The sequence below is a fragment of the Corynebacterium vitaeruminis genome, assembly GCF_001054325.1.
Classification (GTDB): Bacteria; Actinomycetota; Actinomycetes; order Mycobacteriales; family Mycobacteriaceae; genus Corynebacterium; species Corynebacterium vitaeruminis_A.
In genome coordinates, this window is record NZ_JVVM01000020.1 from 267,515 (window position 1) to 290,692 (window position 23,178).

18 protein-coding genes and 1 other RNA gene are annotated in these 23,178 nt (G+C 58.5%); 8 read left to right on the forward strand and 11 right to left on the reverse strand.

Annotated features, from left to right (window positions below; genetic code table 11):
• Nucleotides 1-22: 22 nt before the first annotated feature.
• Both ADA16_RS05440 and ADA16_RS05445 read left to right on the forward strand, forming a co-directional pair.
• Complete coding sequence (locus ADA16_RS05440; protein WP_048759858.1) at nucleotides 23-601, forward strand: PPA1309 family protein; 579 nt, start codon at nucleotides 23-25, stop codon at nucleotides 599-601.
• A gap of 255 nt (nucleotides 602-856) precedes the next feature.
• On the forward strand, nucleotides 857-1,696 hold the full coding sequence (locus ADA16_RS05445) for a GDSL-type esterase/lipase family protein (RefSeq protein ID WP_048759862.1): 840 nt from the start codon (nucleotides 857-859) through the stop codon (nucleotides 1,694-1,696).
• A gap of 111 nt (nucleotides 1,697-1,807) precedes the next feature.
• On the opposite strand, the gene ADA16_RS05450 is transcribed toward ADA16_RS05445, so the two are convergent.
• Nucleotides 1,808-3,643 carry a heavy metal translocating P-type ATPase gene (locus ADA16_RS05450; protein ID WP_239659354.1) on the reverse strand — a complete coding sequence of 612 codons (1,836 nt, stop codon included), beginning with the start codon at nucleotides 3,641-3,643 and terminating at the stop codon, nucleotides 1,808-1,810.
• A gap of 261 nt (nucleotides 3,644-3,904) precedes the next feature.
• Nucleotides 3,905-4,288, reverse strand: a transfer-messenger RNA (tmRNA) gene (ssrA, locus tag ADA16_RS10845).
• Nucleotides 4,289-4,452: 164 nt separating this feature from the next.
• Between ssrA and ADA16_RS11495 the strand changes: the two genes are divergently transcribed.
• Nucleotides 4,453-5,040: a DUF3887 domain-containing protein gene (locus ADA16_RS11495; protein WP_048759864.1), complete on the forward strand. Its 588-nt coding sequence runs from the start codon at nucleotides 4,453-4,455 to the stop codon at nucleotides 5,038-5,040.
• Between the two features lie 28 nt (nucleotides 5,041-5,068).
• Here the strand turns inward: ADA16_RS11495 and smpB are convergent, their stop codons facing one another.
• Nucleotides 5,069-5,572 (reverse strand): SsrA-binding protein SmpB, encoded by a 504-nt coding sequence (gene smpB, locus ADA16_RS05460; protein WP_048759865.1) that lies wholly within the window; start codon nucleotides 5,570-5,572, stop codon nucleotides 5,069-5,071.
• A gap of 179 nt (nucleotides 5,573-5,751) precedes the next feature.
• On the opposite strand from smpB, the gene ADA16_RS05465 reads away from it, so the two are divergent.
• The 3 genes from ADA16_RS05465 to ADA16_RS05475 all read left to right on the forward strand — a co-directional run bounded on the left by ADA16_RS05465 (nucleotide 5,752) and on the right by ADA16_RS05475 (nucleotide 9,327).
• Nucleotides 5,752-7,407, forward strand: coding sequence for an AbgT family transporter (locus tag ADA16_RS05465; protein WP_048759867.1), 1,656 nt, complete (start codon nucleotides 5,752-5,754; stop codon nucleotides 7,405-7,407).
• Between the two features lie 163 nt (nucleotides 7,408-7,570).
• Nucleotides 7,571-8,338, forward strand: coding sequence for an alpha/beta hydrolase family protein (locus ADA16_RS05470; RefSeq protein WP_038626302.1), 768 nt, complete (start codon nucleotides 7,571-7,573; stop codon nucleotides 8,336-8,338).
• A gap of 20 nt (nucleotides 8,339-8,358) precedes the next feature.
• Nucleotides 8,359-9,327 carry a cation diffusion facilitator family transporter gene (locus ADA16_RS05475; RefSeq protein WP_048759870.1) on the forward strand — a complete coding sequence of 323 codons (969 nt, stop codon included), beginning with the start codon at nucleotides 8,359-8,361 and terminating at the stop codon, nucleotides 9,325-9,327.
• A 29-nt stretch (nucleotides 9,328-9,356) separates the two neighbouring features.
• Here the strand turns inward: ADA16_RS05475 and ADA16_RS05480 are convergent, their stop codons facing one another.
• Both ADA16_RS05480 and ADA16_RS05485 read right to left on the reverse strand, forming a co-directional pair.
• On the reverse strand, nucleotides 9,357-11,186 hold the full coding sequence (locus ADA16_RS05480) for an ABC-F family ATP-binding cassette domain-containing protein (protein WP_048759872.1): 1,830 nt from the start codon (nucleotides 11,184-11,186) through the stop codon (nucleotides 9,357-9,359).
• The gene (locus tag ADA16_RS05485) at nucleotides 11,170-11,685 is read right to left on the reverse strand and encodes an NUDIX hydrolase (protein WP_048759873.1); all 516 of its coding nucleotides are present in this window, start codon (nucleotides 11,683-11,685) and stop codon (nucleotides 11,170-11,172) included. The genes ADA16_RS05480 and ADA16_RS05485 overlap by 17 nt, the downstream gene beginning before the upstream one ends.
• 231 nt (nucleotides 11,686-11,916) lie before the next feature.
• On the opposite strand from ADA16_RS05485, the gene ADA16_RS05490 reads away from it, so the two are divergent.
• Nucleotides 11,917-13,965 (forward strand): acyltransferase family protein, encoded by a 2,049-nt coding sequence (locus ADA16_RS05490; RefSeq protein WP_048759876.1) that lies wholly within the window; start codon nucleotides 11,917-11,919, stop codon nucleotides 13,963-13,965.
• Nucleotides 13,966-13,974: 9 nt separating this feature from the next.
• Here ADA16_RS05490 and rsmA read toward each other — a convergent pair whose 3' ends face one another.
• The 4 genes from rsmA to metG all read right to left on the reverse strand — a co-directional run bounded on the left by rsmA (nucleotide 13,975) and on the right by metG (nucleotide 18,924).
• Nucleotides 13,975-14,871, reverse strand: coding sequence for a 16S rRNA (adenine(1518)-N(6)/adenine(1519)-N(6))-dimethyltransferase RsmA (rsmA, locus tag ADA16_RS05495; RefSeq protein ID WP_048759879.1), 897 nt, complete (start codon nucleotides 14,869-14,871; stop codon nucleotides 13,975-13,977).
• A gap of 65 nt (nucleotides 14,872-14,936) precedes the next feature.
• Nucleotides 14,937-16,076, reverse strand: coding sequence for a resuscitation-promoting factor (locus ADA16_RS11445; RefSeq protein WP_048759881.1), 1,140 nt, complete (start codon nucleotides 16,074-16,076; stop codon nucleotides 14,937-14,939).
• A 178-nt stretch (nucleotides 16,077-16,254) separates the two neighbouring features.
• Nucleotides 16,255-17,079 (reverse strand): TatD family hydrolase, encoded by an 825-nt coding sequence (locus ADA16_RS05505; RefSeq protein WP_048759883.1) that lies wholly within the window; start codon nucleotides 17,077-17,079, stop codon nucleotides 16,255-16,257.
• An 18-nt stretch (nucleotides 17,080-17,097) separates the two neighbouring features.
• Nucleotides 17,098-18,924, reverse strand: a complete 1,827-nt coding sequence (metG, locus tag ADA16_RS05510) for a methionine--tRNA ligase (RefSeq protein ID WP_048759886.1) — start codon at nucleotides 18,922-18,924, stop codon at nucleotides 17,098-17,100.
• 126 nt (nucleotides 18,925-19,050) lie between these two features.
• On the opposite strand from metG, the gene ADA16_RS05515 reads away from it, so the two are divergent.
• A complete protein-coding gene (locus ADA16_RS05515; RefSeq protein ID WP_048759889.1) occupies nucleotides 19,051-20,316 on the forward strand; it encodes an aminodeoxychorismate synthase component I in 1,266 nt (421 codons plus the stop codon).
• Here the strand turns inward: ADA16_RS05515 and ADA16_RS05520 are convergent.
• Together ADA16_RS05520 and rsmI are read right to left on the reverse strand one after the other, a co-directional pair.
• On the reverse strand, nucleotides 20,313-22,043 hold the full coding sequence (locus ADA16_RS05520) for a BCCT family transporter (RefSeq protein ID WP_048759891.1): 1,731 nt from the start codon (nucleotides 22,041-22,043) through the stop codon (nucleotides 20,313-20,315). The two genes, ADA16_RS05515 and ADA16_RS05520, sit on opposite strands and share 4 nt — an antisense overlap.
• Nucleotides 22,044-22,203: 160 nt before the next feature.
• Nucleotides 22,204-23,058, reverse strand: coding sequence for a 16S rRNA (cytidine(1402)-2'-O)-methyltransferase (rsmI, locus tag ADA16_RS05525; protein ID WP_414629649.1), 855 nt, complete (start codon nucleotides 23,056-23,058; stop codon nucleotides 22,204-22,206).
• Nucleotides 23,059-23,178: the final 120 nt, after the last annotated feature.

A 23,178-nucleotide genomic window follows, 5' to 3' on the forward strand; every position in this document is an offset into this window, starting at 1 on the left:
GAAAGGGGCGTCGTCAAGCGTCATGAGCGAAAACAGCAGCACTCAGACTCATCTCAGCCAGCAAGCACTCAACCGCGCCGTGCGTGAAGCCGTCGAATACGTCCACGCCGAAGGTTGGGACCGCGCCCCGAGCCTCTTCGCCCTCGTCCCCACCGCCGCGCTTGCCGACGTGCTTGCCGACGAGCTGATTGACAGCGCCCCACTGACCGTCATTGCGCAGGAGCCGCTCCCCGAGGGAATTGAAGGCGGCAGCCCTGAGTTGGCGGACTTTATCGCTCGGACGTCGTGGCCGGCAGGTGTAGTCGGCGCCGTGCTGGCGCAGGAGATCATGGTCATCGCTCCGGAGCAAGCGGACAGTTTTGAGGGTGCATCACTGGATGAGGTACGGGCACAGGCGGATGGCAAAGCGGCTCGTCAGGCGCGTCTTTTCAGCGGTGTTATCAGTGAGGGCCCACATCTGACGCTGATTCAGCCGCGCCCCACGGAAGCGGAGCTGGATGAGCGTGGCCCCTTTGCTGAAGATGAGATTGAGCTAAAAGATGGCTCAGGGGTAGCCGATGGTGTCATCGCTGCGTTGTATTCCACGTTCGGCGCCGCCTGATATTTTCACCTATCTGCGAAAAGGTCATTAACATCGGCAAATATCCATATTTCTACCTAGTGCCGGTTGACATCGGGACTAGAACCTAGTTGTATAACAAAGTGATAAAGGCGCGTCTCTAAGCATCCACTCAGGGTTCACCTCAGGGGTCGGCGGGAATGGGGCTTTCGAGAGGCGAGCTAGTCCGGCGAGGAAATCGCAAGTGTAGCGCGAGTTTTTCCTTCTATAAGGTTTTCGACTAAGAGGTTTTTAATTATGAAGAACAACGTTGTTCGCCGTGCAGCAGCCTCGGCGGCCGCAGCTTCTGCTCTGGCGGCCTCCCTCCTGACTGGCGGTGTTGCCAACGCTCTTCCGACTGGCACTTACGTTGCCTTCGGCGATTCCTTCGCTGCTAACCCGGGCAAGTCTGACCCAGCTGTACCGGGCCGTGGCGGCTGCCCGATTTCGGTGTCGAACATTGGCTCTCACGTTGCTCGTGAGACTGGTCTGGAGCTGCACGACTACTCCTGCAACGGCACCACGGCTTTCATTCCAAATCAGCCGCAGAAGTCCCTGATGGGCCAAGTTGACAACGCCATCGCTCAGGGCTCTCTCGGCCCGAATACCCAGCTAGTGACCATCTATGTGGGTGCCAACGATGCGATGCAAGGTGCCGTTCTGCCAATGCCGGTTCAGGATGACCTGTACACCACCAACGTAGTCGCTGCCCTGGACAAGATTAAGGCCGCTAATCCGACTGCCCGCATCATGCTGATTGGCTACCCGGCTTTCACTTCCAATGACCCGACTCACTACGCCTGCCCGGTTAACGCCGCAGGTTTTGCGCCGCACATTCCGGCTGCCAGCATGCACCAATACGAGATGGCTCTGCAGAACCGTCAGGTACGCGCTGCCAATGAAGCTGGTGTCGGTTTCGTCAATATGAAGGAAGTTACCAACATCGACGTGGCAATGTGTGGTCCGGACGGCGAGCGTCAGGTCTCCGCCATTCTGGATACCGATGTTGCTTCCTACAACATGACCAACCACCCGACCTTCCACGGTTCGGCAGTTACTGGCACCACTATCGCCAACGTTTACAAGAGCACTTTCTAAGATTGTCCGATGCCGCTCAGGCGTTTTGAAGGATTCTGAAAAATAAAACCCTCGACCCACTTTTGCAAAGCGGGTCGAGGTTTTGCTGTACCGTGCGCGGCGGGCGCCGTTCTACACTTTCGCTTCCGTCGCGTCGGCTTCTGCAGTGACCTTTATGCGCTCTCTTCCCTTCAGCGCGCGAAGTGCGTAGAGAATTGTTGCCAGGTCGATAACCTCCTGCAGCAGCGCACCGACCACTGCTGGGATGTAGCCGAATGCCGCAATAAGCATCAGCGCGACCGAAAGCACGATACCAATCCAAATGGCTGTCTTAGCTACGGTCAGTGTCCAGCGACCAATGTCGACTGCCCGTGCTACACGAGAAATGTCGTCGCGAGTGATGACCACATCTGCGGCCTCGGAAGCTTCCGTATCGCCGCGAGCCCCCATAGCAATACCCACACCAGCAGCTGCGAGCACCGGGGCATCATTAATCCCGTCGCCCACCATAATGACCGGGTGCGGCTCCATCTCCTTCAACAGGCGCACCTTATCCTGCGGCAGTAGCGAAGCATGGTATTCGGAAATACCCACCTGACCTGCGATTGCATGCGCGGTATTGGCATTGTCGCCGGTGAGCACCACTGTCCGTTCAAAGCCGTGATGCTGGAGCGCACTCACTAGCTCCGCTGCATTTGCGCGTGGTTGATCATCCAGAATCAGTGCGCCAGCGTACTTGTTGTCAATAGTGACGTACGCTGCCGTCTGTCCGTGGCGGAAGTCGATTTCCCTAGCTTCCGGCGCTACCCGATGAATGAAATCCAGCGTGCCGACGCGCACCTTCACTCCATCGACTGTGGCTTCCACACCTTCGGCATCTACTTCCGTGCCATCTTCGGCCACTGGCAGCTCTAGACCATCGGCCGCCTGAATAACACTAGCGGCCAAGACATGCGTGGAGAACTGCTCGGCCGCCGCAGCATAAGCAAGCATCTGGTCACGCTCGATATCTACCGTATGAATCTCAGCGACCGTTGGGTGACCGTAAGTCAGCGTGCCGGTCTTATCGAAAGCAATCGATTTAGCAGCAGCAAGACTCTCTAGGACAGCACCGCCCTTAACAATCACACCGGCGTTGGATGCACGACTCATACCACCGAGAAATGCCACTGGAGCACCAATCAGCAGCGGACATGGGGTCGCCAAAACGAGTACCTCAGCGAAGCGCACGGGTTCGCCACTCATAATCCATGCCACCGCTGCGATGAGCAGTGAAATTACTGTAAACGGCACCGCGTAACGATCCGCCACACGCACAATAGGTGCCTGCTGATCCTCCGCCTGTCGGACCAGCGCGATGATCTTTTGGTACTGCGAGTCTGCTGCCGACTTGGAAGCTTGAATGCGAATTGCCTGCGTTCCATTGACGGAACCTGACAGAATCGTGTCCCCGACATTCTTATGAACCGAGCCAGCCTCACCCGTCAGCGAAGACTCGTCGACCGACGTTTTATCAAAAGTCACGCCGTCAACCGGAACGACCTCCGACGGACGTACCAGCAGGTAGTCGCCTTTTGCGACATCCTCAATGAGGATTTCCTCCGCATCATCCGGCGTCGCATCCAGCGACGGCAAACGACGCGCCATATGCGGTGCGCGGTCGAGAAGACTGTGCAAATCCCGCTTTGCGCGGTAGGCCGCGTAGTTTTCCAATGCCTCACCGCCGGTGAGCATTAGAGCAATAATCGATGCCGCGATATACTCCCCCACCGCAAGGGTCGCAACCATTGCAATAACAGCGAGAATATCTAATCCGAATTCCCCGCGCACTATCTGCTTTACCATGTCGAATACCGTCAAAATTATGACAAATCCAACAAAGACAGTTGCAACAATTTGAGCCGCGGCAGTCAAACCTGTGAAATACAGAATAAGCACAACAATGAGTTCGATTGCTACAGCAATCAAAAGGCGATATTCCTTTAAAATATTGCTTGCTTTACCCATACCCCGATAATGCCAGGATATTGCATGTTTTACGAGTTCAGAGACTGCAATACAGACTGTTCAATAAGCATTACCTAATACTTTTCACTATGCAGTACCTGGCCAATTTGCAAATACATCGGCTAAATTTACGATTAAATTCACCCAATTGAAAAATACAATTGCGTGACATAAAAATATAAAAAGAAAAATCCCCGACCATTACGGCCGGGGATTTCCTATCCGTGGAGCTGCCGAGAATTGAACTCGGGTCCACCGCCAACTCGCCAGGGCTTCTCCGTGCGCAGTTCGCACAATCGCCTCTACTCGACCCTTCGGCTCAGGCAAACATGTCCGAATGACGGGCCCAGCCGCAAGTAAGAAGATCCCCGATGAGCCTTACGGCACACCCATCGGGCGAGCCCTTTTAAGTCGATGCCAGGGTCCGGACCAAAGGGCAAGCCCGGCCTGACAGACACGCTAGTCGCTTAATTAGGCAGCGAGAGCGTAGTCGCGCTGAGTGTTCTCGGCGCTTAATCAGTTGCTACGACGCTTAACGGTGGTCTCTAGCCTGCACCGGCACGCTTCCCCTGGCTCACTGTACGGTGTCGAAACCATGTCAGCCCCATACAACGCCTTCGAGCGCGGGAAAGTGCGTTGCGCTCAAAGGATTATCAAGAATAACGCTTTACGACGAGAAAAGTCAACAAACCTCGTCATAAAAGCCAGCAACCCAATACGGTCGTCAACTCCGGGTTGACACTGGCGTCAACCTATGGTTGACTGCAGTCATGGATCCATTGACGACAATCCGTCACCGACTGCAAGCAAAGAACATTGCCGAACAAGAACTTGAGGATGCCGTGGCGCAGGCTCGCGCAGCGGGCCACTCATGGGCAGAGATTGGAAATGCACTCAATATCTCCCGGCAGGCGGCATTCAAGCGGTTCGGAAGTGTCCAAAACCCCGTTTCAGGAGAATTAATGACTGCCACAAAAACTACTCATATCGCCGAGCTCGGCGAAAAATTCCTTCGCCACATCATCAACGGTGAAGAAACAGAAACCGTCAACATGATCTCGCCAAAGCTCCGAAAGGACCTCCCCTGGTCCACCATCTACTCTGCATGGACAGATGTTCTCACCGAGACTGGCGCGTTCGAATCTTTCGACGACACCCAAGTCACCAGCCTCGGGGGAACCAGGACTAAGGCACCGACCTCGCAGAAACTACTGTCGAAGATTCTCGGCACTAGCCTCGTCATAACCACCCTCAAGCATGAGGCCGGCGAGTGGATGGCTCGAGTTGCCTTTGACCGTCACGAAAATGTCATTGGCCTGCTCATCCTCCCAGTCGATGCGACTGAGTTCCCCTTCTAATAGAGGCCTCTTCTAAGGAAGACCTCTTCTACCCCTGAATCCCCTTCACACGACGCCCCAGCGCACGAGTAGCTTCGCGCTCCTCCGTGCGGCGCTTGATGTCCTGGCGCTTGTCATAGTCCTGCTTACCGCGGGCGAGTGCGAGCTCGACCTTCAAGCGACCGTTGGTGAAGTACAGCTTCAGCGGTACAAGCGTGTTGTTGCCATCGCGGACCTTGCCCCACAGGGTGTCAATCTCCTTGCGGTGCAACAACAGCTTGCGCGAACGACGCGGCGAGTGATTAGTCCACGAACCGTAGGAATACTCCGGGATATGCAACCCGCGCAGCCACACTTCTCCGTCATCGATGGTCGCGAAGGCGTCGTTAAGCGATACCTTGCCCTCGCGCAGCGCCTTGACCTCAGTGCCCACGAGAACGACACCGCATTCGTAGGTGTCAAGAATGTTGTAGTCATGGCGGGCACGACGATTGGTGGCCACCACCGCGTTGTTGGCGCTGACCTTTTCTTTCTTCGACTTCTTCTTGCCCATAACCTGCTTAACTCTAGTCGAAGAAGGTGCACTACAGCTATTCCCTAGATATTCCCTTAACTTTCCTCTTGTGCACCTTCTTGCGGCCAACATACATATGCCCCTGGCCTTTTACGTTGTGACGCAACTTACTTTCCCCTAACCTTTTACCAACGTCTAACACAGAGGGATTTATATATATGGGACAGTCAAAAACGTTGGAACCGGATAAGGTGCCACCGAAGCCAAAGGGTTTCCTAGCCACACTTGAACGCATCGGCAACGCACTGCCAAATCCGTTTTGGCTGTTCGTGATTCTCGCCGGTGTCGTTATCGTTTCTTCGTGGATCGGTGCGGCTGTGGGTATGCAGGCCAAGGATCCCGCGTCGGGTGACATCATCGAGGTGGAAAGCCTCGCCACCGCGGAGTACCTGCAGAAGATGGTCTCTGAGGCGGTAACCAACTTCACGGATTTCGCACCAGTTGGCCTGATCCTGGTGTGCATGCTCGGTGTCGCAATTGCGGAGTACTCCGGTTACATCGGCTCTGCAATTCGCGCAGCAATTTCCAAGGTTCACTCGCCGGTCCTGCTGACGTTTATTGTCGCGCTGGCTGGCGTGACCGGCTCGATTGCTTCTGATGCCGTCTATGTCATCCTCATTCCGCTGGGTGCCGCCTCTTTTGCCGCTGTTGGTCGCAACCCGATTGTCGGTGCGATGGTCGCCTTTGCTGCCTCGTCGGCTGGGTTCAATTCCTCCCTGGTGCTGAACATCACCGATGTGTTGCTAGCGGGTATCTCTACGCATGCGGCGCAGTTCGTGGATCCGGAGTACGTTGTTTCGCCGCTGGCCAACTACTTCTTCACCATGGCCTCGTCAATTGTGCTGGCGCTGATTATTACCGCTGTCACTGAGCTGTTCATTACCAAGCACGTGGATAAAACCATTCACGAAGATCACATTGACCACGAAGCTGCTGAGTTCACCAAGCCGGGCGCTTCGGAAGAGGCTGCCGAAGGAAACGCTAGGGAAACGGATCAGGACAGCGATTCTGATAGCGATATAGGTAACTCCAGCAATGGCCGCGACAAGCTCGTCCTGAACGACTCCGAACGTCGTGGTCTGCGTTACGGCAACATCACCGCCGTTATCTTCCTGGCACTCTGGTTTGCTGCTCTGTTCACCCCGGGCTCGCCCCTGCGCGGTGAGGGCGACGGCATCTTGAATTCCGTACTGCTTACCGACGTCGTGGTGTCCATCGCCCTCTTCTTCGCCGTGGTCGGTATTGCATACGGCATTGGCGCCAAGACCATCACCTCCTCCGCAGACGTACCCGCCTTCATGGAACGTGGCCTGGGCACACTGACCACAATGATGGTGCTCTTCTTCGCTGTCTCGCAGTTCACGGCCTACTTCAAGTGGTCCAATATCGGGCAGTGGACCGCTATCAAGGGCGCCGAATTCCTGACCAAGGCGGATCTGCCGCCGCTGTTGCTCTTTGCTGCCTTCGTCCTGATGGTGGCTGTTCTCAACCTGCTGATTACCTCGGGTTCCGCACAGTGGGCTCTGATGGCGCCGGTCGTGGTACCGATGCTGATGTACGTCAACGTCTCCCCAGAGGTCTCCCAGCAGCTATTCCGTATTGGTGACTCCCCGACCAACATCATTACGCCGATGTCGCCGTACTTTGCGCTGGCGCTGACTTTCCTGCAGAAGTACTACAAGCCGGCGGGTGTCGGCACGCTGATGTCACTGGCCATCCCGTACTCGCTGTGCATGATGGTGGGCTGGTTCCTATTCTTTGTCGTGTGGTACCTCGCGGGCATTCCGCTGGGGCCAGGGGTTCCGGTGCGTTAACTCACAGCCACTAGGATATTGAGGGATTGGTCGAATTTTTCGGTCAATCCCTCACTTATTTGCGGTACTCCGGCTTAGTATTGCGTACGGTCGCCACCACAACGGGCGTCGTAAAGCGAAAACGTACACACATTGAGCACACACTGAGACGCGGATATAACCTATGCCAACAAAGCACCTAAAATTTACGGGATCGACCGGCGAGACTCTGGCTGCATCAATTGATTTGCCGGACGGTAAGCCACGCGCGTGGGCGCTATTTGGTCATTGTTTCACGTGTAATCGGATGGTGCCCGGCGCGTCACGCACCTGCAAGGCGCTGGCTAAGAAGGGCATTGCGGCGTTCCGGTTCGACTTCACTGGTCTTGGGCAGTCCACTGGCGATTTCGGTGAGACGACGTTCCAGACCAACATCGATGACCTTAAGGCCGCCTACGAGTTCATGGAGGCAGAATTTGAGGCCCCCTCGCTGCTGATTGGGCACTCGCTCGGTGGCGCAGCGGCGCTGAACGCCGGCCACGATATGCCGAAGGTCAAAGCGGTAGCGACAATCGGTGCCCCCTTCGATCCGGCACACTCGATTGTGCGCATCGCCGGTGACATTTCGACGGTCGATGAGCACGGCACGCAGGTTCTGCAGATTGAAGGTCGTGGCATTCCCATCTCCCGTGAGTTCCTGGAAGTGTTGGCGGACTACAACCCGGAGGTTTATCTCAGCCAGCTGCGCAAGCCACTGCTTATTCTGCACTCCCCGACCGACCAGACTGTTGGTATCGATAGCGCCCAGAAGATTTTCCAGGTCTCTCGCTATCCAAAGTCCCTGATGAGCTTGGATCGTGCGGATCACTTACTCACTCGTGCAAAGTCCGCCGCGCGCGCTGCTGACCTGATTTATGCGTGGGCGGATAGCTATCTTCCAGAGGCTGAATAGCCCCGTTATCATTAAGGGTTATGGACACTACTGAACACTCTGGCCACTCACACGGCCACGACCACGGCCACTCACACGGCCATGACCACGCTCATATTGACCCCGCGAATACTCCTGCCCGCCGCCTGCTCGCGGCTGCGGGTCTGACTCTTGTCGTATTTCTCGCCGAGCTCATCGGTGGCTTGGTTTCGGGTTCGCTGGCGCTGCTGGCAGATGCCGGTCATATGGTGACGGACTCCGCGGGCCTGCTGATGGCAGTTGCCGGTTTGGCTATCGCCCAGCGCGGCGCCAATCACCGCGCGACATACGGGTACCGTCGTGTTGAGGTTCTGACTGCCCTCGTCAACGGTCTGACAGTTTTCATCATTGCCGCTGTGATTCTCTGGGGCGCAATCAGGCGTTTTGGCTCCCCAGAACAATCGGAAATTCAGACCACGTCGATGCTCATCATCGCGGTCATCGGCCTGCTCACCAATGTTATTGCGGCCTTTCTGCTCGCGGGGGCTGCCAAGGAAAGCGTCAACGTCCGCGGTGCGTATCTGCATGTGCTTGTCGACGCCGCTGGTTCGGTTGCCGTCATTATCTCCGCTATCGCTATCGCATACACCGGCTGGACTGCCATCGACTCTGTGGTCTCCATCGTGATTGCGCTCTTCATCGTCCCCCGAGCCGCCGTTCTGGTGCGCGACTGTCTCCACGTGTTGCTGGAGTACACCCCGAAGGGCGTCGACACTGAGAAAATCACTGCTGACCTGTCCGGCCTAGAGGGAGTGGTCGATGTCCACGATCTCCACGTCTGGTCCCTCAACGGCAGCGACCTGCTGGCATCTGTTCACCTCGTGCGCTGTGACACGCTCCCCAACGGCGACGAGCACGCATTGCTCGACCGTGCGCAGGCACTGCTTCACGACGTCCACGGGATTGAACACGCCACGGTGCAAATTGAAAGAACCGGGCACGCTGACCACGAGTACCCGGCTCATACCTAGGGTGCTCGGCTAGTAGCTGAAGTGAGGTGCTAGCCCTCGAGCTGCTCCCCCAGCTCCAGCCACTCCATCTCCAGCTCTGACTTCTGCTCAGCCACCTCACCTGCCTGGCGATCCAGATCCGCAAGTTTCTGGGTATCCAGATTGGCTACGTCAGCGCTTGCCTCCGCCATCTGCGCGTGCAGTTCACTTTCCTGCTGACTCAGCTTCGCCATCTTCCGCTCCAGGGCACTCATCTTCTTTTGCAGAGCATGAGCCTGTGCGGCCGAGAGCTTAGGTTCCTCCGCCGCTGAATCCTCACCACGAGCCTGTGTGCGACCGGCACTTGATTGAGAGGTACCGCCGCTAGCGGCCGAGTCAGCCAGCTGCGCGCGGCGCTCCAGGTACTGACCAATCCCGCCAGGCAGGTTCGTCAGCTCGCCGTCGCCGAAGAGGGCCCAAGTCGAATCGGCGATACGCTCAATTAAATAGCGGTCGTGCGAGATGACCACCAGTGTGCCCGGCCAATTGTCCAGCAGGTCTTCCAATTCCTGCAGCGTATCAATATCCAGGTCATTCGTCGGCTCGTCGAGCAGCAGGAAGTTCGGCTCACTCATCAACACGCGTGTGAGTTGCAAGCGGCGACGCTCACCACCGGAGAGGTCTGCGATTGGGGTGCGCTGCCGCTTCGGGGAAAAACCCAGTCGCTCCGCCAGTTGCGAGGCGCTAATCTGCTTCTTGCCCAGGTCAATGTAGGTCGCCACGTCCTCCACAGCGTCGAGCACACGCATATCCAGCGGCAGATCATCGAGCTCCTGTCGCAGCCAACCCAGGCGCACCGTCTTGCCCTCAATCCGCTTGCCATCGCTTAAGGGGTAGTCTCCCGCCAATGCGCGCAACAAAGTCGTCTTACCCGAGCCGTTGACACCGACCAGGCCAATGCGCTCGCCGGGGGCCAGACGCCACGTGACGTCGTTAAGCAATTCCCTACCATCGGGCGTTTCCAGGGACGCATGCTCTAGCTCCACGACCACCTTGCCCTGTCGACGCTGCGAAAACGCCATCAACTCCACGGAATCACGCGGCGCCGGGACATCGGCGATGAGAGCCTCAGCTGCTTCGATGCGGTAGCGAGGCTTCGACGTGCGGGCCGGCGCACCCCGGCGCAACCACGCGAGTTCCTTACGCGCAAGGTTCTGGCGACGCTGCTCGGCGGCATCGGCTTGGCGCGCACGCTCGGCACGCGCGAACGTCCAGTCGTTGTAACCGCCATCGTAAAAATCGACGGTGCCGTCGTGGACTTCCCACGTCTTCGTGGCAACGGTATCCAGAAACCAACGATCGTGCGTGACGACGACCAGGGCTGCCCGGCGCGAAAGGACATGATCGGCCAACCACTGCACACCCTCAATATCGAGGTGGTTCGTTGGCTCATCGAGAATGAGCAGATCCAGATCGCGGACCAGTGCGGCCGCCAGGTTAACGCGACGGCGCTCACCACCGGAGAGATTGGCGACCTTGGTATCCATACCGAGGTCATTGATACCGATGCCATCGAGGACCTCGCGGATGGAAGCGTTACCCGCCCACTCGTGTTCAGCGAGTCCCAGCGGTGCAATGACGCACTCAAACACGGTGGAATTCGGGTCGAGTTCGGCGCCCTGGGTGACATGCGCCATGGCCATGTCGTTGGCTCGCGAAATACGTCCGGAGTCCGCCGGCTCCACGCCTGCCAGAATCTTCAGCAGTGTGGACTTGCCGCCACCGTTCAAACCGACAACGCCGATGCGGTCGCCCTCTTGAACGCCGAGGCTGACGCCGTCGAGCAGAGTCTTGAGCCCGAAGGACTTAGAAATATTCTCGCAATTAATCAGATTCGCCATGATGAGTATTTATTGTGCCCCATTCGACGTTGCCAAGCACACGCCGGACATACCAGGCCACCGGCAGCTCATCGAACTGCTCTCGGGTTACCCATTTAAACTCCGGATGCTCGCCGCTGAGCTGGACATTCTGCGTGTCGTCAGCCTCGCGCACTAGGAAGGTCACTGTGTGGAAACGGAAGTTCTCCCCGCCCAAATCAGGATTGGAATAATGCGCAAACTCGCTGACCTCCGCTGCGCGCAGACCGGCCTCTTCGCGCAGTTCGCGCACAGCGGCCTCTGACGGTTCTTCCCCGGCATCGAGTTTGCCGCCGGGCAAATCCCATTGGCCACCGAGGAATCCATCGTATTCACGCAGCAGAAGCAGCAGGCGACTACCTCGGAAAACTATGCAGTTGCATACCCAGCCATCGTCGTCAGGCCAGTACTTTGTGCACGCCAAACCGCGTGGTTCGCGCCGACTGCTTTCGGGGCTGCTGGGGTTGTCATCACGGTGCATGAAGGGTGTGCCTGCCTTCTTCAGTTCTGTTCTTAGCGCGTTTTTGACGCTTGTTCCTACTTTAGCGATGGGCTCACTACAAAAGGGTGTACTGCGCGCATCCACCGATGAGACTTAGTGAATGTCAGTAATTTATAATTCACAAATATTCTTTTGCCACTAAATTTTCCTGGCGCCGCGACGACACTTCATCACTGCGCTTTTAGTTATTGAAAGAACTCCCTTACCTCCATGCCTCGTCCAGTAAAACACCCTGAGCAGTATGTACCGGCTCTCGACGGCATCCGTACCATCGCGGTCGCGCTTGTAGTCCTCTACCACCTGGCAGTGCCGGGTTTCGGCGGCGGCCTACTCGGTGTCGCTGTCTTCTTCACCCTGTCGGGCTACTTGATCACCACAAACCTGGTCAACTCCAAGCTCCGCCACGACACCTTCCGCTTAAAGACCTTCTGGTTCCGACGTTTCCGGCGGCTCCTGCCGGCTGTGATTACCACGCTGATTACGGTCATGTTCCTCACCATCGCGTTTCGCCCCGAGGACACCGCCAAGACCGGTTGGCAAGCACTGTCTGCACTGTTTTACGTGAATAACTGGCATACCATCGCCGCCGGTGAATCCTACTTTGACAAGTTCGCCGGTCTCGGCCCGCTGGATCACATGTGGTCACTGTCCATCGAGGAACAGTTCTACATCATCTGGCCCATCATCCTGGTTGTGCTCTTTGCTGTACTGCGCGGTCGTCGTCGTATCGTCGCCGCCACCATCACACTGACAGTCGCGTCGTTTGGGCTGATGTGGGGGCTGGCGTCCGCCGGCGCCGACCACACGCGCATCTATGAAGGAACGGACACCCGTGCAGGTGGGTTGCTGCTCGGCGCGGCACTGGCCATCGCCCTTGCTTTTCGACGTCACGAGGGTGCCACCGCTACCTTGAACCGTGGCCTGTCCGGACTGCTGGGACTCATCGGTCTCGCCGGTATTCTTGCGCTAGCCACGCAGACTTCGCAGCGAGGACTCTTCCTCTACCAAGGCGGTCTCATTCTCGCGACCATTGCGAGCGTGCTGGTTATCATGGCCGGGCTAAATCGTGAGAGTCTTTTCAGCCGTGTGTTGGGCGCCACCCCAATGCGCTGGCTAGGTGAGCGGTCTTATGGCATCTACCTGTGGCATATGCCCATCATCGCTTTCCTTCCCCGCCAGTGGCTGCCGGGGACTGCAGAGAACACAGCTGTCGCCTGGGCAACCAGTGCACTGGTATTTGTCGGCTCGACCCTCCTGGCTGCCATCAGTTGGGTGATATTGGAAGATCCGATTCGTCGTTACGGCATTGTCGAGCCGCTGCGTGAACGCCTGCAGGCACGCCGTGCCCGCCGCGCTGACAACGAGGACGCCAAGGAATATGTGCCCCACTACATGGGGGCGTTCCCCGCAACCTCGACCATCACGATGCTGGCACTGATTGTCATCGGTGCACCGCTGCTCATCAGCGGTACTGACAACCGTGGCGGCGGCAATGGTGGCGCCGGCGTGGTCATGGAACTGCCAAAGGATGCCGCGCAGAAGTCCGCATCGGGAAGTAAGGCAGCCGGGAATACGAAGGCTTCTGCTGATGCACGGATGCGCTGCACGACGGTTGTTCATGTCGGTGACTCGACCTCCATTGGCCTGTTTGACCCTAACCAAGTGCCGGAAGGCGCCGACACTGGCTTCCAGACCTATCTCGACCGTGGCGCTGAGGAAGTTACCGACAGCGTTTTCGGTGCCCGTGCGACCAACCAGGGCTATCTGGACTACCCCTCTGCCGTGCAATCGGTCACCGAATTGCTGAGCATGGGCCAGGATGAGGATACTTGCTGGGTCATTGCCACCGGTGTCAACGACGCGGCGAACTACGCGGCCCTGCCGGACTACGGCTACGAGCAGAATCCTGAAGAAATCAAGGCAAACATCCGCACCATGCTGGACCTTCTCAAGGGACAGATGGTCATGTGGAATACGGTCGGCACCTACCAGCCTTCGGATGCCTACTACAACAACGACAACATGAAGCTGTTTAACAAGCTGTTGACCGAAGTCGCCAAGGAGTACCCGAATGTTGCTATTTGGGACTGGGCATCCGAGGTCTCGGAACACAGCGACTGGTTCATCCCCGGCGATGGCACACACTACCTACCAGAGGGCAATGCCGAGCGCGCGAAGCGCTTCGCCAGCGCTCTGGCTAATGCCTTCCCTGAAGGTGGCAAGGGGCACAAGCCAGCTAAGAAGATTGTCAACAGCTAGTTCAGCTAGTTACGAGCGAGTGGCCTCAGCAAGGCGAACGAAATCGGCGATGTCGAGCTTTTCGCCTCGCTGTTTGGGGTCAATCCCCGCTGCCACGAGTGCCTCCTCGGCCGCGGCACCAGATCCGTAAATTCCCGACAGGGCTGCCCGGAGCGTCTTGCGGCGTTGCGCAAACGCAGCGTCGATAAGCGGGAAGAGGCGCGCGCGGAACTGCGGCGAGATTTCCCACGGCGCCTCGGGGGCATCGGAGGTCGTGGGACCATCGGAGCGGGAATAGCAGTCAATGCGCACAAGACCAGAGTCAACCTTGGGGGCCGGCCAGAAAACGTGCGGGCCAATGGCACCTGCGCGGCGCACTGTGCCGTAGTAGGCGGCCTTGACACTGGGGACTCCGTAGATCTTGGAGCCCGGCTGAGCCGCCAGCCGGTCAGCGACCTCGGACTGCACCATCACGAGCACACGGCGGATGGTGGGAAGCTCGGCCAGCATGTGCAGCAGTACCGGTACCGAAACGTTGTACGGAAGGTTAGCCACCAGTGCATCCGGCGAGGTCTGAAAGTCCTCGCGGCTGACCTTCAGCGCGTCTTTCTCAATGAGCTCGAGTTCACAGCTCTCGGCGCGCTCGGCGACTGTCTGGGGCAAACGCTCCGCCAACCGCGGATCGATTTCGACAGCCGCGGCACGACCACAGTGCTCGAGCAATCCCAGGGTCAGAGAGCCTAGGCCGGGGCCGACCTCAACAGGGTAGGAATCCTCCGACAAATCGGCCGCAGCGACAATTCGACGCACGGTGTTGGCGTCATGGACGAAGTTCTGTCCCAATTTCTTCGTCGGGACAATATCCAACTGCGCCGCCAAGTCACGTACTTCGACCGGCCCCAAGAAAGAAACTTCTGCTTTAGTCACAGTTAGATACTACGGGGTCAACACAAAAATAGTTTTAGCTAGTTTTTGACTAGTCTGACCTAGCCTTAACGAATACCCATGGAAGCGGTGCAGGCGGGCCATGCTCCCCACCCCTGACCAGCCTGAACGCGCTCAGCGACAGCAATCTGCTGCTCACGGGAAGCCTGTGATGCGCGCGGTGCGTACTCAGTACCACCGTAAGCTGCCCAGGTGGAATCGGTGAACTGCAGACCACCGGAGAAACCGTTACCGGTGTCGATAGCCCAGTCGCCACCGGACTCACACTGAGCCAGCTGATCCCACACGCCGTAGCCCGCAGCCGGAGCGGCAACGCGGGACTTGGTGCCCTGGCGAATGGTGGAGGTGCCCGGAGCCTTCAGCTCCTTCTCTTCGAGAACCTCGCGGCCCAGCTCTTCGCCATCGCGAGAGGTGACCTTGACCTGTCGCTCGACCTGGCCGGGCTCACCCTCCTGCTCAACGACGCGCTCGTCTTCGAACATGGAGTCGTCTTCGATGATGTTCTCGAGTGCCGGAATATCCTCGGTCTCGGTGATGGTCTTCTCCACTAGTCGGGACACGGCAATGCGCATGCCCTCAGTCACCGGGGCATCCAGGCCCGGCTCGACGGTGTCGTCTTCACCCAGCTTGATATCACGCTCTGCCAGCACGTCAGCGACGGTCATCGCCGGAACAGTCAGGTTGATGTCCTTGGCGTCGTCGTGAAGCACAATCTTCTTGGCGCGAACAACGTCGAGCTCGATGCCCTTAGCGGGGATCTTGCCCTTTGCGACCTCGACCTTGTCCTTATCGGAGATGAGGCCCTGCTTCTTCAGTCCCTCAAGCAGCTCATCGGTGGTAATCGCGTTGGTCTTGTGCTCCTGCGGCTTGCCATCGACGACCATCGTGACCGGCTTGGCAGAACGGTAGACCAGCTTGCCACCGTCCGCGAGGTCCCCCTGACGCTGAACCAAATCGCCGCCGGAGGTTTCGATACCGGCCTTCTGCAAAATGGCCTTGTCATCCTTGGACCAGGTAGCGACCTGCTCAACCTTGCCGTCGATCTCGACGGTGATGGTGTCGTAGTTGGATGCTGCGACAGCGCCACCGAGAGCAACAGCAGCGACCAGACCGCCAGCAGCGAACTTGGACGAAGTGGAGACTCCGTCGTTAGCACGATTGAGATGACGCTTCTTCGCAGCACTCACGGGGTTCGTCACAGCCTTTCGGAGGATGGGCAGTTAGCAGGTGTAAGAGATACAGTTTGTAACAGTACGGTAAAGATTCAGTGTTGTCTAAAATATATCGATAAAAGTGACGGGAAATACAGCAAACCACCCCGGCTGCATTCCTACAGCTCAGGGGCGGTAATACGTCGGCACGTGCTTAAATGCCGTATACCCGACGGGCGTTGTCCGTCAGCACCTGTGCCATCTCTTCTGCCCCAATTGCTCGGGCTGCAGCCATCGCGCGCGCCTGATGACCAATGAAAGTGGACTCATTGCGCGCGCCTCGGAATGGCTCCGCAGTCATGTACGGAGCATCGGTTTCCACCAGCAGCTGCTCCGCCGGGGCCTCCGCGACAGCCTGCCGCAGGTAGTCATTGCGTTTGAAGGTCACATTGCCGGTAAAGCTCAGCAGATATCCGCGCGCAATGGCCTCGCGGGCTACCTCGATTGGCGAGGAGAAGCAGTGCAAGATGACCGTGTTCTCATAACCGTCCAACGCCGCCAGCAGATCCTCGTCGGCGTCGCGGTTATGAATCATCAGGGGCTTGCCGACGGTCGCAGCGAGCTCCATATGCCACTGCAACGCAGCCAGCTGCTCGCTCTTCGACGCGCAGCCGTCGAGGGAATCCAGCCAGTACCAATCCAATCCCGTCTCGCCCACGGCCACGACCCTGGGGTCGGCAGCCATTTCGGTCAGGCGGGCCTTGGCGTCGTCGTCAAGCTCATGCGCGCGCGTCGGATGGATGGCGGCGGCGGCCCAGACATGTGGGTGCGCGTGCGCGGCGGCGAAGGCCAGCTCGGTTTCCGGCATGCCGTCGCCCACGGTGCAGACTCCGACGACGCCAGCTTCGGCGGCGCGGCCCATGAGCGCCGCTATCTCCTCCGGAGTTTGCGCCCCGCAGGACGCGAGATGCGTATGGGCATCAAACAGCGGAGTGAGGTACTCCGCGGGTTCTGCAATCTTGCGTTTGCGCTTTCCCATGCCTGTTCTACTGCGCTCCTACTTCACCTGTGCCCACTCGGGTCCGTGCTCTGCCAGCTCGGAGTCGAGCTTGGTGAAAATCGGCTTTGGCTTGGCAAGTGGCGTACCCGGCTCGATATCGAAGCGGTGCCAGGCGGCCTTCTGATTGGCGTAGTCACCAATGATGATCGGGTAGCTCCGGCCCTCTGTTGGCAGGTCAGCGCCAACCGGTTCGACCGGCATGTCGTCCTGCACTTCCTGGATCTCCGGCATTGCGGCCCAAATGTCCTCGCCGCCCAGGGTCTCGAAGACCTTTTGCGCGCTTTCCGGCAGGTACGGGGTCAGCAGGACATTGGCATCGCTGACTACCTGCAGAGCCGTCCACAACACGGTGGCCAGACGCTCGCGCTGCGACTCATCCTTGGCCAGCTTCCACGGCTCCTGCGCGGCAATGTAGGCATTCGCCTCCCCGACCAGGTGCATTGCGGCAGTGATACCAGCACGGAAGCGGGACAGTGCCAGCGCATCGCCGACCTCGGCAAAGGAGCGCTCAGCCAGATCGAGCAGTTCACGGTCAGCGTCGGTGAGCTCACCCGGAGTTGGCACCTCGCCGAAGTTCTTGAAAGCCATGGACACGGTGCGATTGACCAGGTTGCCCCAGGAGTTGGCCAGCTCGTTGTTCACGCGGCGGACAAACTCATCCCAGGTGAAATCGGTGTCCTGGTTTTCCGGGCCTGCCATTGCGATGAAGTAGCGCAGTGGATCCGGGCCAAACTCCGCGAGAAAGTCCTTCACATAGATGACAACGCCCTTGGATGAGGAAAACTTCGAGCCCGACATAGTCAGGTACTCCGATGAGACGACCTCCGTCGGCAGGTTCAACTCGCCGAGCTGACCGACCTCGCCCCCGCGGGAGCCTTCGCCACGGTAGCCCAGCAGCTCAGCTGGCCAAATCTGGGAGTGGAAGGTGATGTTGTCCTTGCCCATGAAGTAGTAGGACAGCGCCTCCGGGTCATTCCACCACTTGCGCCACGCTTCCGGGTCACCAATGCGCCAGGCCCACTCAATGGAAGCAGACAGGTAGCCAACGACCGCGTCGAACCAAACGTAGAGCTTCTTGGTACCGTTTTCGGACCAGCCCTCCAGCGGAATCGGCACACCCCAGTCAATGTCGCGGCTCATTGCGCGCGGACGGATGTCCTTCAGGATGTTCAGGGAGAACTTCAGCACATTCGGGCGCCAATCCTTGCGCCCTCGAAGCCACTCGGTCAAGGCTTCAGCCAGAGCCGGCAGGTCGAGCAAGAAGTGCTCGGTTTCAACGAACTTCGGGGTCTCGCCGTTGATCTTCGACACCGGGTCAATCAGATCGGCCGGGTCGAGCTGGTTACCGCAGTTGTCACACTGATCACCGCGGGCACCTGACGCACCACAGATTGGGCAGGTGCCTTCGATGTAGCGATCCGGCAGCGTACGACCGGTCGACGGGGAAATCGCACCCATCGTGGTCTGCTTGACCATGTAACCGTTTTCGTAGAGTCCGCGGAAGAGCTCCTGGACAACCGCGTAGTGGTTGCGCGTGGTGGTGCGCGTAAAAAGGTCGTAGGAAAGTCCCAGACCCGCGAGGTCCTGCACAATCTGGCGGTTGTAACGGTCGGCCAATTCCTGGACCGGCACGCCTTCCTTCTCCGCCTGTACCAGCAACGGCGTGCCGTGCTCGTCAGTACCGGAGACCATCAGCACATCATTGCCAATCATTCGCTGGTAGCGAGCGAAAACGTCCGAGGGGACCCCGAAACCTGCAACGTGGCCAATATGGCGCGGACCGTTAGCGTACGGCCAGGCAACTGCTGTGAAAATGCGAGACATATTTAACAGGGTAATAGATGACCTGCCATCGCGATGAACTGTGTCCTTACGAAGTTCTCCTAAAGTCGTCATTAAACTGTCCCCTCCCGTCATCGCACGCCAGCGCCGTCACTACGCTTATGTCCTATGTCCACTCGGTCTACCTCCTCCGGCTCGGCTGCTGACCTCACCTCGCGCGCAACCTCAGCGCTGGCACGTCTCATCGCTGCCGGTCATCGTCCCGCCGCACTCATCGGCTCCTGGTTCGGTTATCGCGCAGTTCTCGCCGCCAACGTCGAGCTCAGCGCCTGCAAACCTGCAGAGCTTTTCTCCAGTTCCGCCCCCGATTCGTGGATCTTTGGGTTCCGCCCCTACTCCGGCACCAGCGCACACGGGGCCGCTGCCTGCGTCGCGCTGCTTGCCGACGACGGCTCGTGGCACTTTGACGGCCCCGGCACCGGTGACCCGCTGAATCCGGATTTCCAAGCCCTCCAGGAGGCCATTACCTACTCAAATGAAAATGCGCGTGACGACGCGCTCTCCGCGGCCTCACCTCTGGAGTGGGATCAGGGCGACCGAGTACGTCATCAGCTCGCGGTGGAGAGCTGCAAGGAGGCAATTGCCGCAGGCGAGGTGTATCAAACCTGCATTTCCACGCGTTTTCACGCGGAGCTGAATGCGGAGTTGGACCCGGACGTCGATGTGGACAACGCTGCACTAGCCCACGCCGGCGCGTGGTTTTCCTCCCGTGTGGCGCGGTATCGGCCGGCTCGGGCAGCCTTCTTGCCCGGCAACCTCGATGCTGGAATTCCCATTCTGGCCTCCCTGAGTCCCGAGGAGTTCCTCATCCGCTCGGGCGCGACCGTGACGGAAACGCCTATCAAAGGCACGATTCCCGCTGACCACTCCCCGGATGAGCTATTGCGTAGCGACAAGGACATCGCCGAGAACATCATGATTGTCGACCTCGTGCGCCACGACCTCGGTCAGGTGGCCAAGACCGGCACCGTGAAGGTCACCGACCTACTCAGCGTGCGCCCGGCACCGGGAGTGTGGCACCTCTTTTCCACGGTCTCCGCGGAACTTCCCGATCAGCTCAGCCACGCTGAGCTGATCGCTGCCTGTTTCCCACCGGCCTCTGTCACCGGCACACCAAAACTGCGCGCAATTGAGCTGCTGCGCGAGTGGGAACCCGAACCACGTGGTGCTCACTGCGGCGCGATCGGTGCGTCCCACGGCGATGCTCTGGAGCTCAATGTCGCCATTCGTACCGCTGAGTACGCAAAAGACCCGAACTCGGGGAGAGTTCGGGTCGAAGCTGGCATCGGCGGTGGCATCACCATCGGGTCCACGCCCGAAGGCGAATGGGCCGAGATTGAGGCCAAGGCCGCACCGCTGTTGTTGGAGAGCTAGTTGCGTAATTTACGAGCACGACGGCGCTCGCGCTGCTCGGCTGCTTCCGCCAAGCGGCGCTCGCGAGCCATGCGCAGAGCAAACTGACGCTGTTCCTTGTCATCGAGGTACATCGGATCGTCGGAAAGCCCCTTAACCAGCGACACCATCAGCGCAAGGATAACAATGACGAATGGGCTAGCCGCCAAAATGGTGATGTTCTGTAGATTCGACAGCGCATCGCTGCCACCAGTGACCAGTAGAACGATGGCAATCAGAGCGGTGAAGATACCCCACATAGCAGTGACAGTGCGCGATGCTGTGAGTCGACCGAACTGGCTCATGGTACCCATCACCGTGGAGGCGGAGTCCGCCGAGGTAATGAAGAAGGTAGCCAGCAGAATCATTGCAATAGCCGAGGTAATTGCGCCACCCGGCAAGGATTCCAACAGATTGAACAGCTGGCTCTCAGCCGAACCGTCACCATAGATGGAGGCACCCTGCTGCTCGTGAGTGATGGCAGTACCGCCGAAGATGGAGAACCACACGGCAGAGACAATCGACGGAACTGCGACGACGGTGAAGACGAACTCACGAATGGTACGGCCGCGCGAAATGCGGGCGATAAACATACCGACGAACGGCGACCATGAGATCCACCAGGCCCAGTAGAAAATTGTCCAGGAAGAGAGCCATTCACCGGCGGTGCCGTCAGCGGAAGCACTGGAGCGGGAGGCCATCTCAAAGAAGGAATCCAGGTAGCTGCCAATAGAGGTCGGAATCAGGTTCAGAATCACCACGGTAGGGCCGAGGACCAACACCAGCAGAGCCAGCAGACCTGCGGCAACCATGTTGAAGTTCGAGATGTACTGGATGCCCTTGCCCACGCCCGACAGTGCAGAGACCAAGAAGGCACAGCCCAGAACGAGAATAAGACCAATCCACAAAGGTGCGCCCGTGATGGCGTTGAACCCGTTGATTTCCAAACCGGCGGAAATCTGAAGTACGCCAACACCGAGAGAAGCTGCCGTACCGAAGACGGTGGCAAAAATCGCAAGCGCGTCGATAAGCTTGCCCAACCATCCCTCAGCGCGACGTGCGCCGATGAGCGGGATGAACGCCGCCGAAATCAGCTGCTTTCGGCCGAGGCGGTAGGTCGAGTACGCGATAGCGAGACCGACGATGGCGTAGAGCGACCACGGGTGCAGAGTCCAGTGGAACATCGTCGAAGCCATGGCGGTGCCGACTTCCTTCGGCTGGTGGCCCGGCACGCCATCGCGATAGAAGGTCAGCGGCTCAGCGACGCCGTAGAACATCAGACCGATACCCATACCGGCGGCGAACATCATCGCAATCCAGCTAGGTGTGGAAAACTCTGGTTTCTCGTTGTCCTTGCCCAAGCGGATGTGACCGAACTTGGAAATCGCGATGGACACAATGAAGAAGACAAAGACGGTACTGGCCAAGATAAACAGCCAGCCGATGTTCTCCACGACCCAGTTCAGAGAGCTAGATGCAAACGCAGAGAAACTATCCGGCCACGCCAGGCCCCAGACGATGATTGCCAGAATTGCGACAACGGCGGGGATGGTAACCCCGAGGTTCACGGGAGCGTGAGAATCGTCGGCCAAGCTCTTCTCTTTAACTTTTTCGGATGCCTGAGATTCTCGAGTGTCGTCGGTGTTGGCTTCGCGGCCGACGGACTCCCCTACTTCTTGTTGTTTTTCATGCTCTGGTGGATTCGTCATTCCTCCACCATGTCCACCATTGACCTGGGATTTCAACTTAAAATGTGGATTCTCTCAGGTTTTCCTCATTTCCCGCCCGAATTACAAAACTCCCAATAACGACGTTTCCCCTGTTCACCGTCGCGTGCCGAGGAATTTTCCGCCACAAAGTAACAATCAGTTAACGATTTTCGTTCCGAGCTGCTAAAACCGCCTGGTAGAGATCTCGATGCTTCGTCATTCCCGCCTCTGCTGCAGCCTGCTTCGCGGCATCCTTCAGTCGCATGCCATCGGTCACAAGTTCCTCTACACGGTCAACCAGATCCTCTGTGGACACCTCCGTTGCCTGCTGGGCGGCACCTTCGATTACCACCGTAATCTCGCCGCGAACACCTTCCTCTGCCCACGCCGCCAACTCCCCCAGCGTCGCACGGCGAGTCTCTTCAAAACGCTTGGTCAGCTCACGGCTTACCGACGCACGCCGCTGATCCCCCAAAATTTCCGCGGCATCCGCCAGTGTCACCGCCAGTCGATGCGGGGACTCAAAGAAGCAGCAAGCCCGCTTCTCTGTCTTCAGTGATTCCAGCCATGCCCGGCGCGCCCCCTGCTTACGCGGTGCAAAGCCATCGAAGCAGAAGTGGCCGACGCCCAACCCGCTGAGAGCCAACGCTGTAGTCACGGCACTCGGCCCCGGTACGCAGGACACGGGCACGCCCGCATCATGTGCAGCCGCTACCACTGCCAGGCCCGGATCAGAGACCACCGGCATACCCGCGTCGGTCACCACAATGACCTTCTGTCCCGCCTTCGCCGCCTGAATGAGGGACGCAGTGCGGCCTTCTTCGTTGTGGTCGAAGTTCGAGATGAACTTCCCCTTGGGGGAAATGCCCAGTGCCGTGGCTAGGTTACGTGCCCGCCTGGTGTCTTCCGCGGCGATGATATCGGCGTCGATAAGCGCACCGCGTAAGCGGTCGGAGGCATCGGCGATGTTGCCCAGCGGCGTTGCCACCAAAGTGATGCCGGGAGCCAGCGTCATTGCCTCGCCAAGGGGCTCGTTCTCGTGCGGTTGGAAGTTCGATGCCGAATGCGTCATGATTCCATAGCTTAAACTGACACTCGTGACCGATGCCGTTCTAACCCCACCACCGGAATCCGA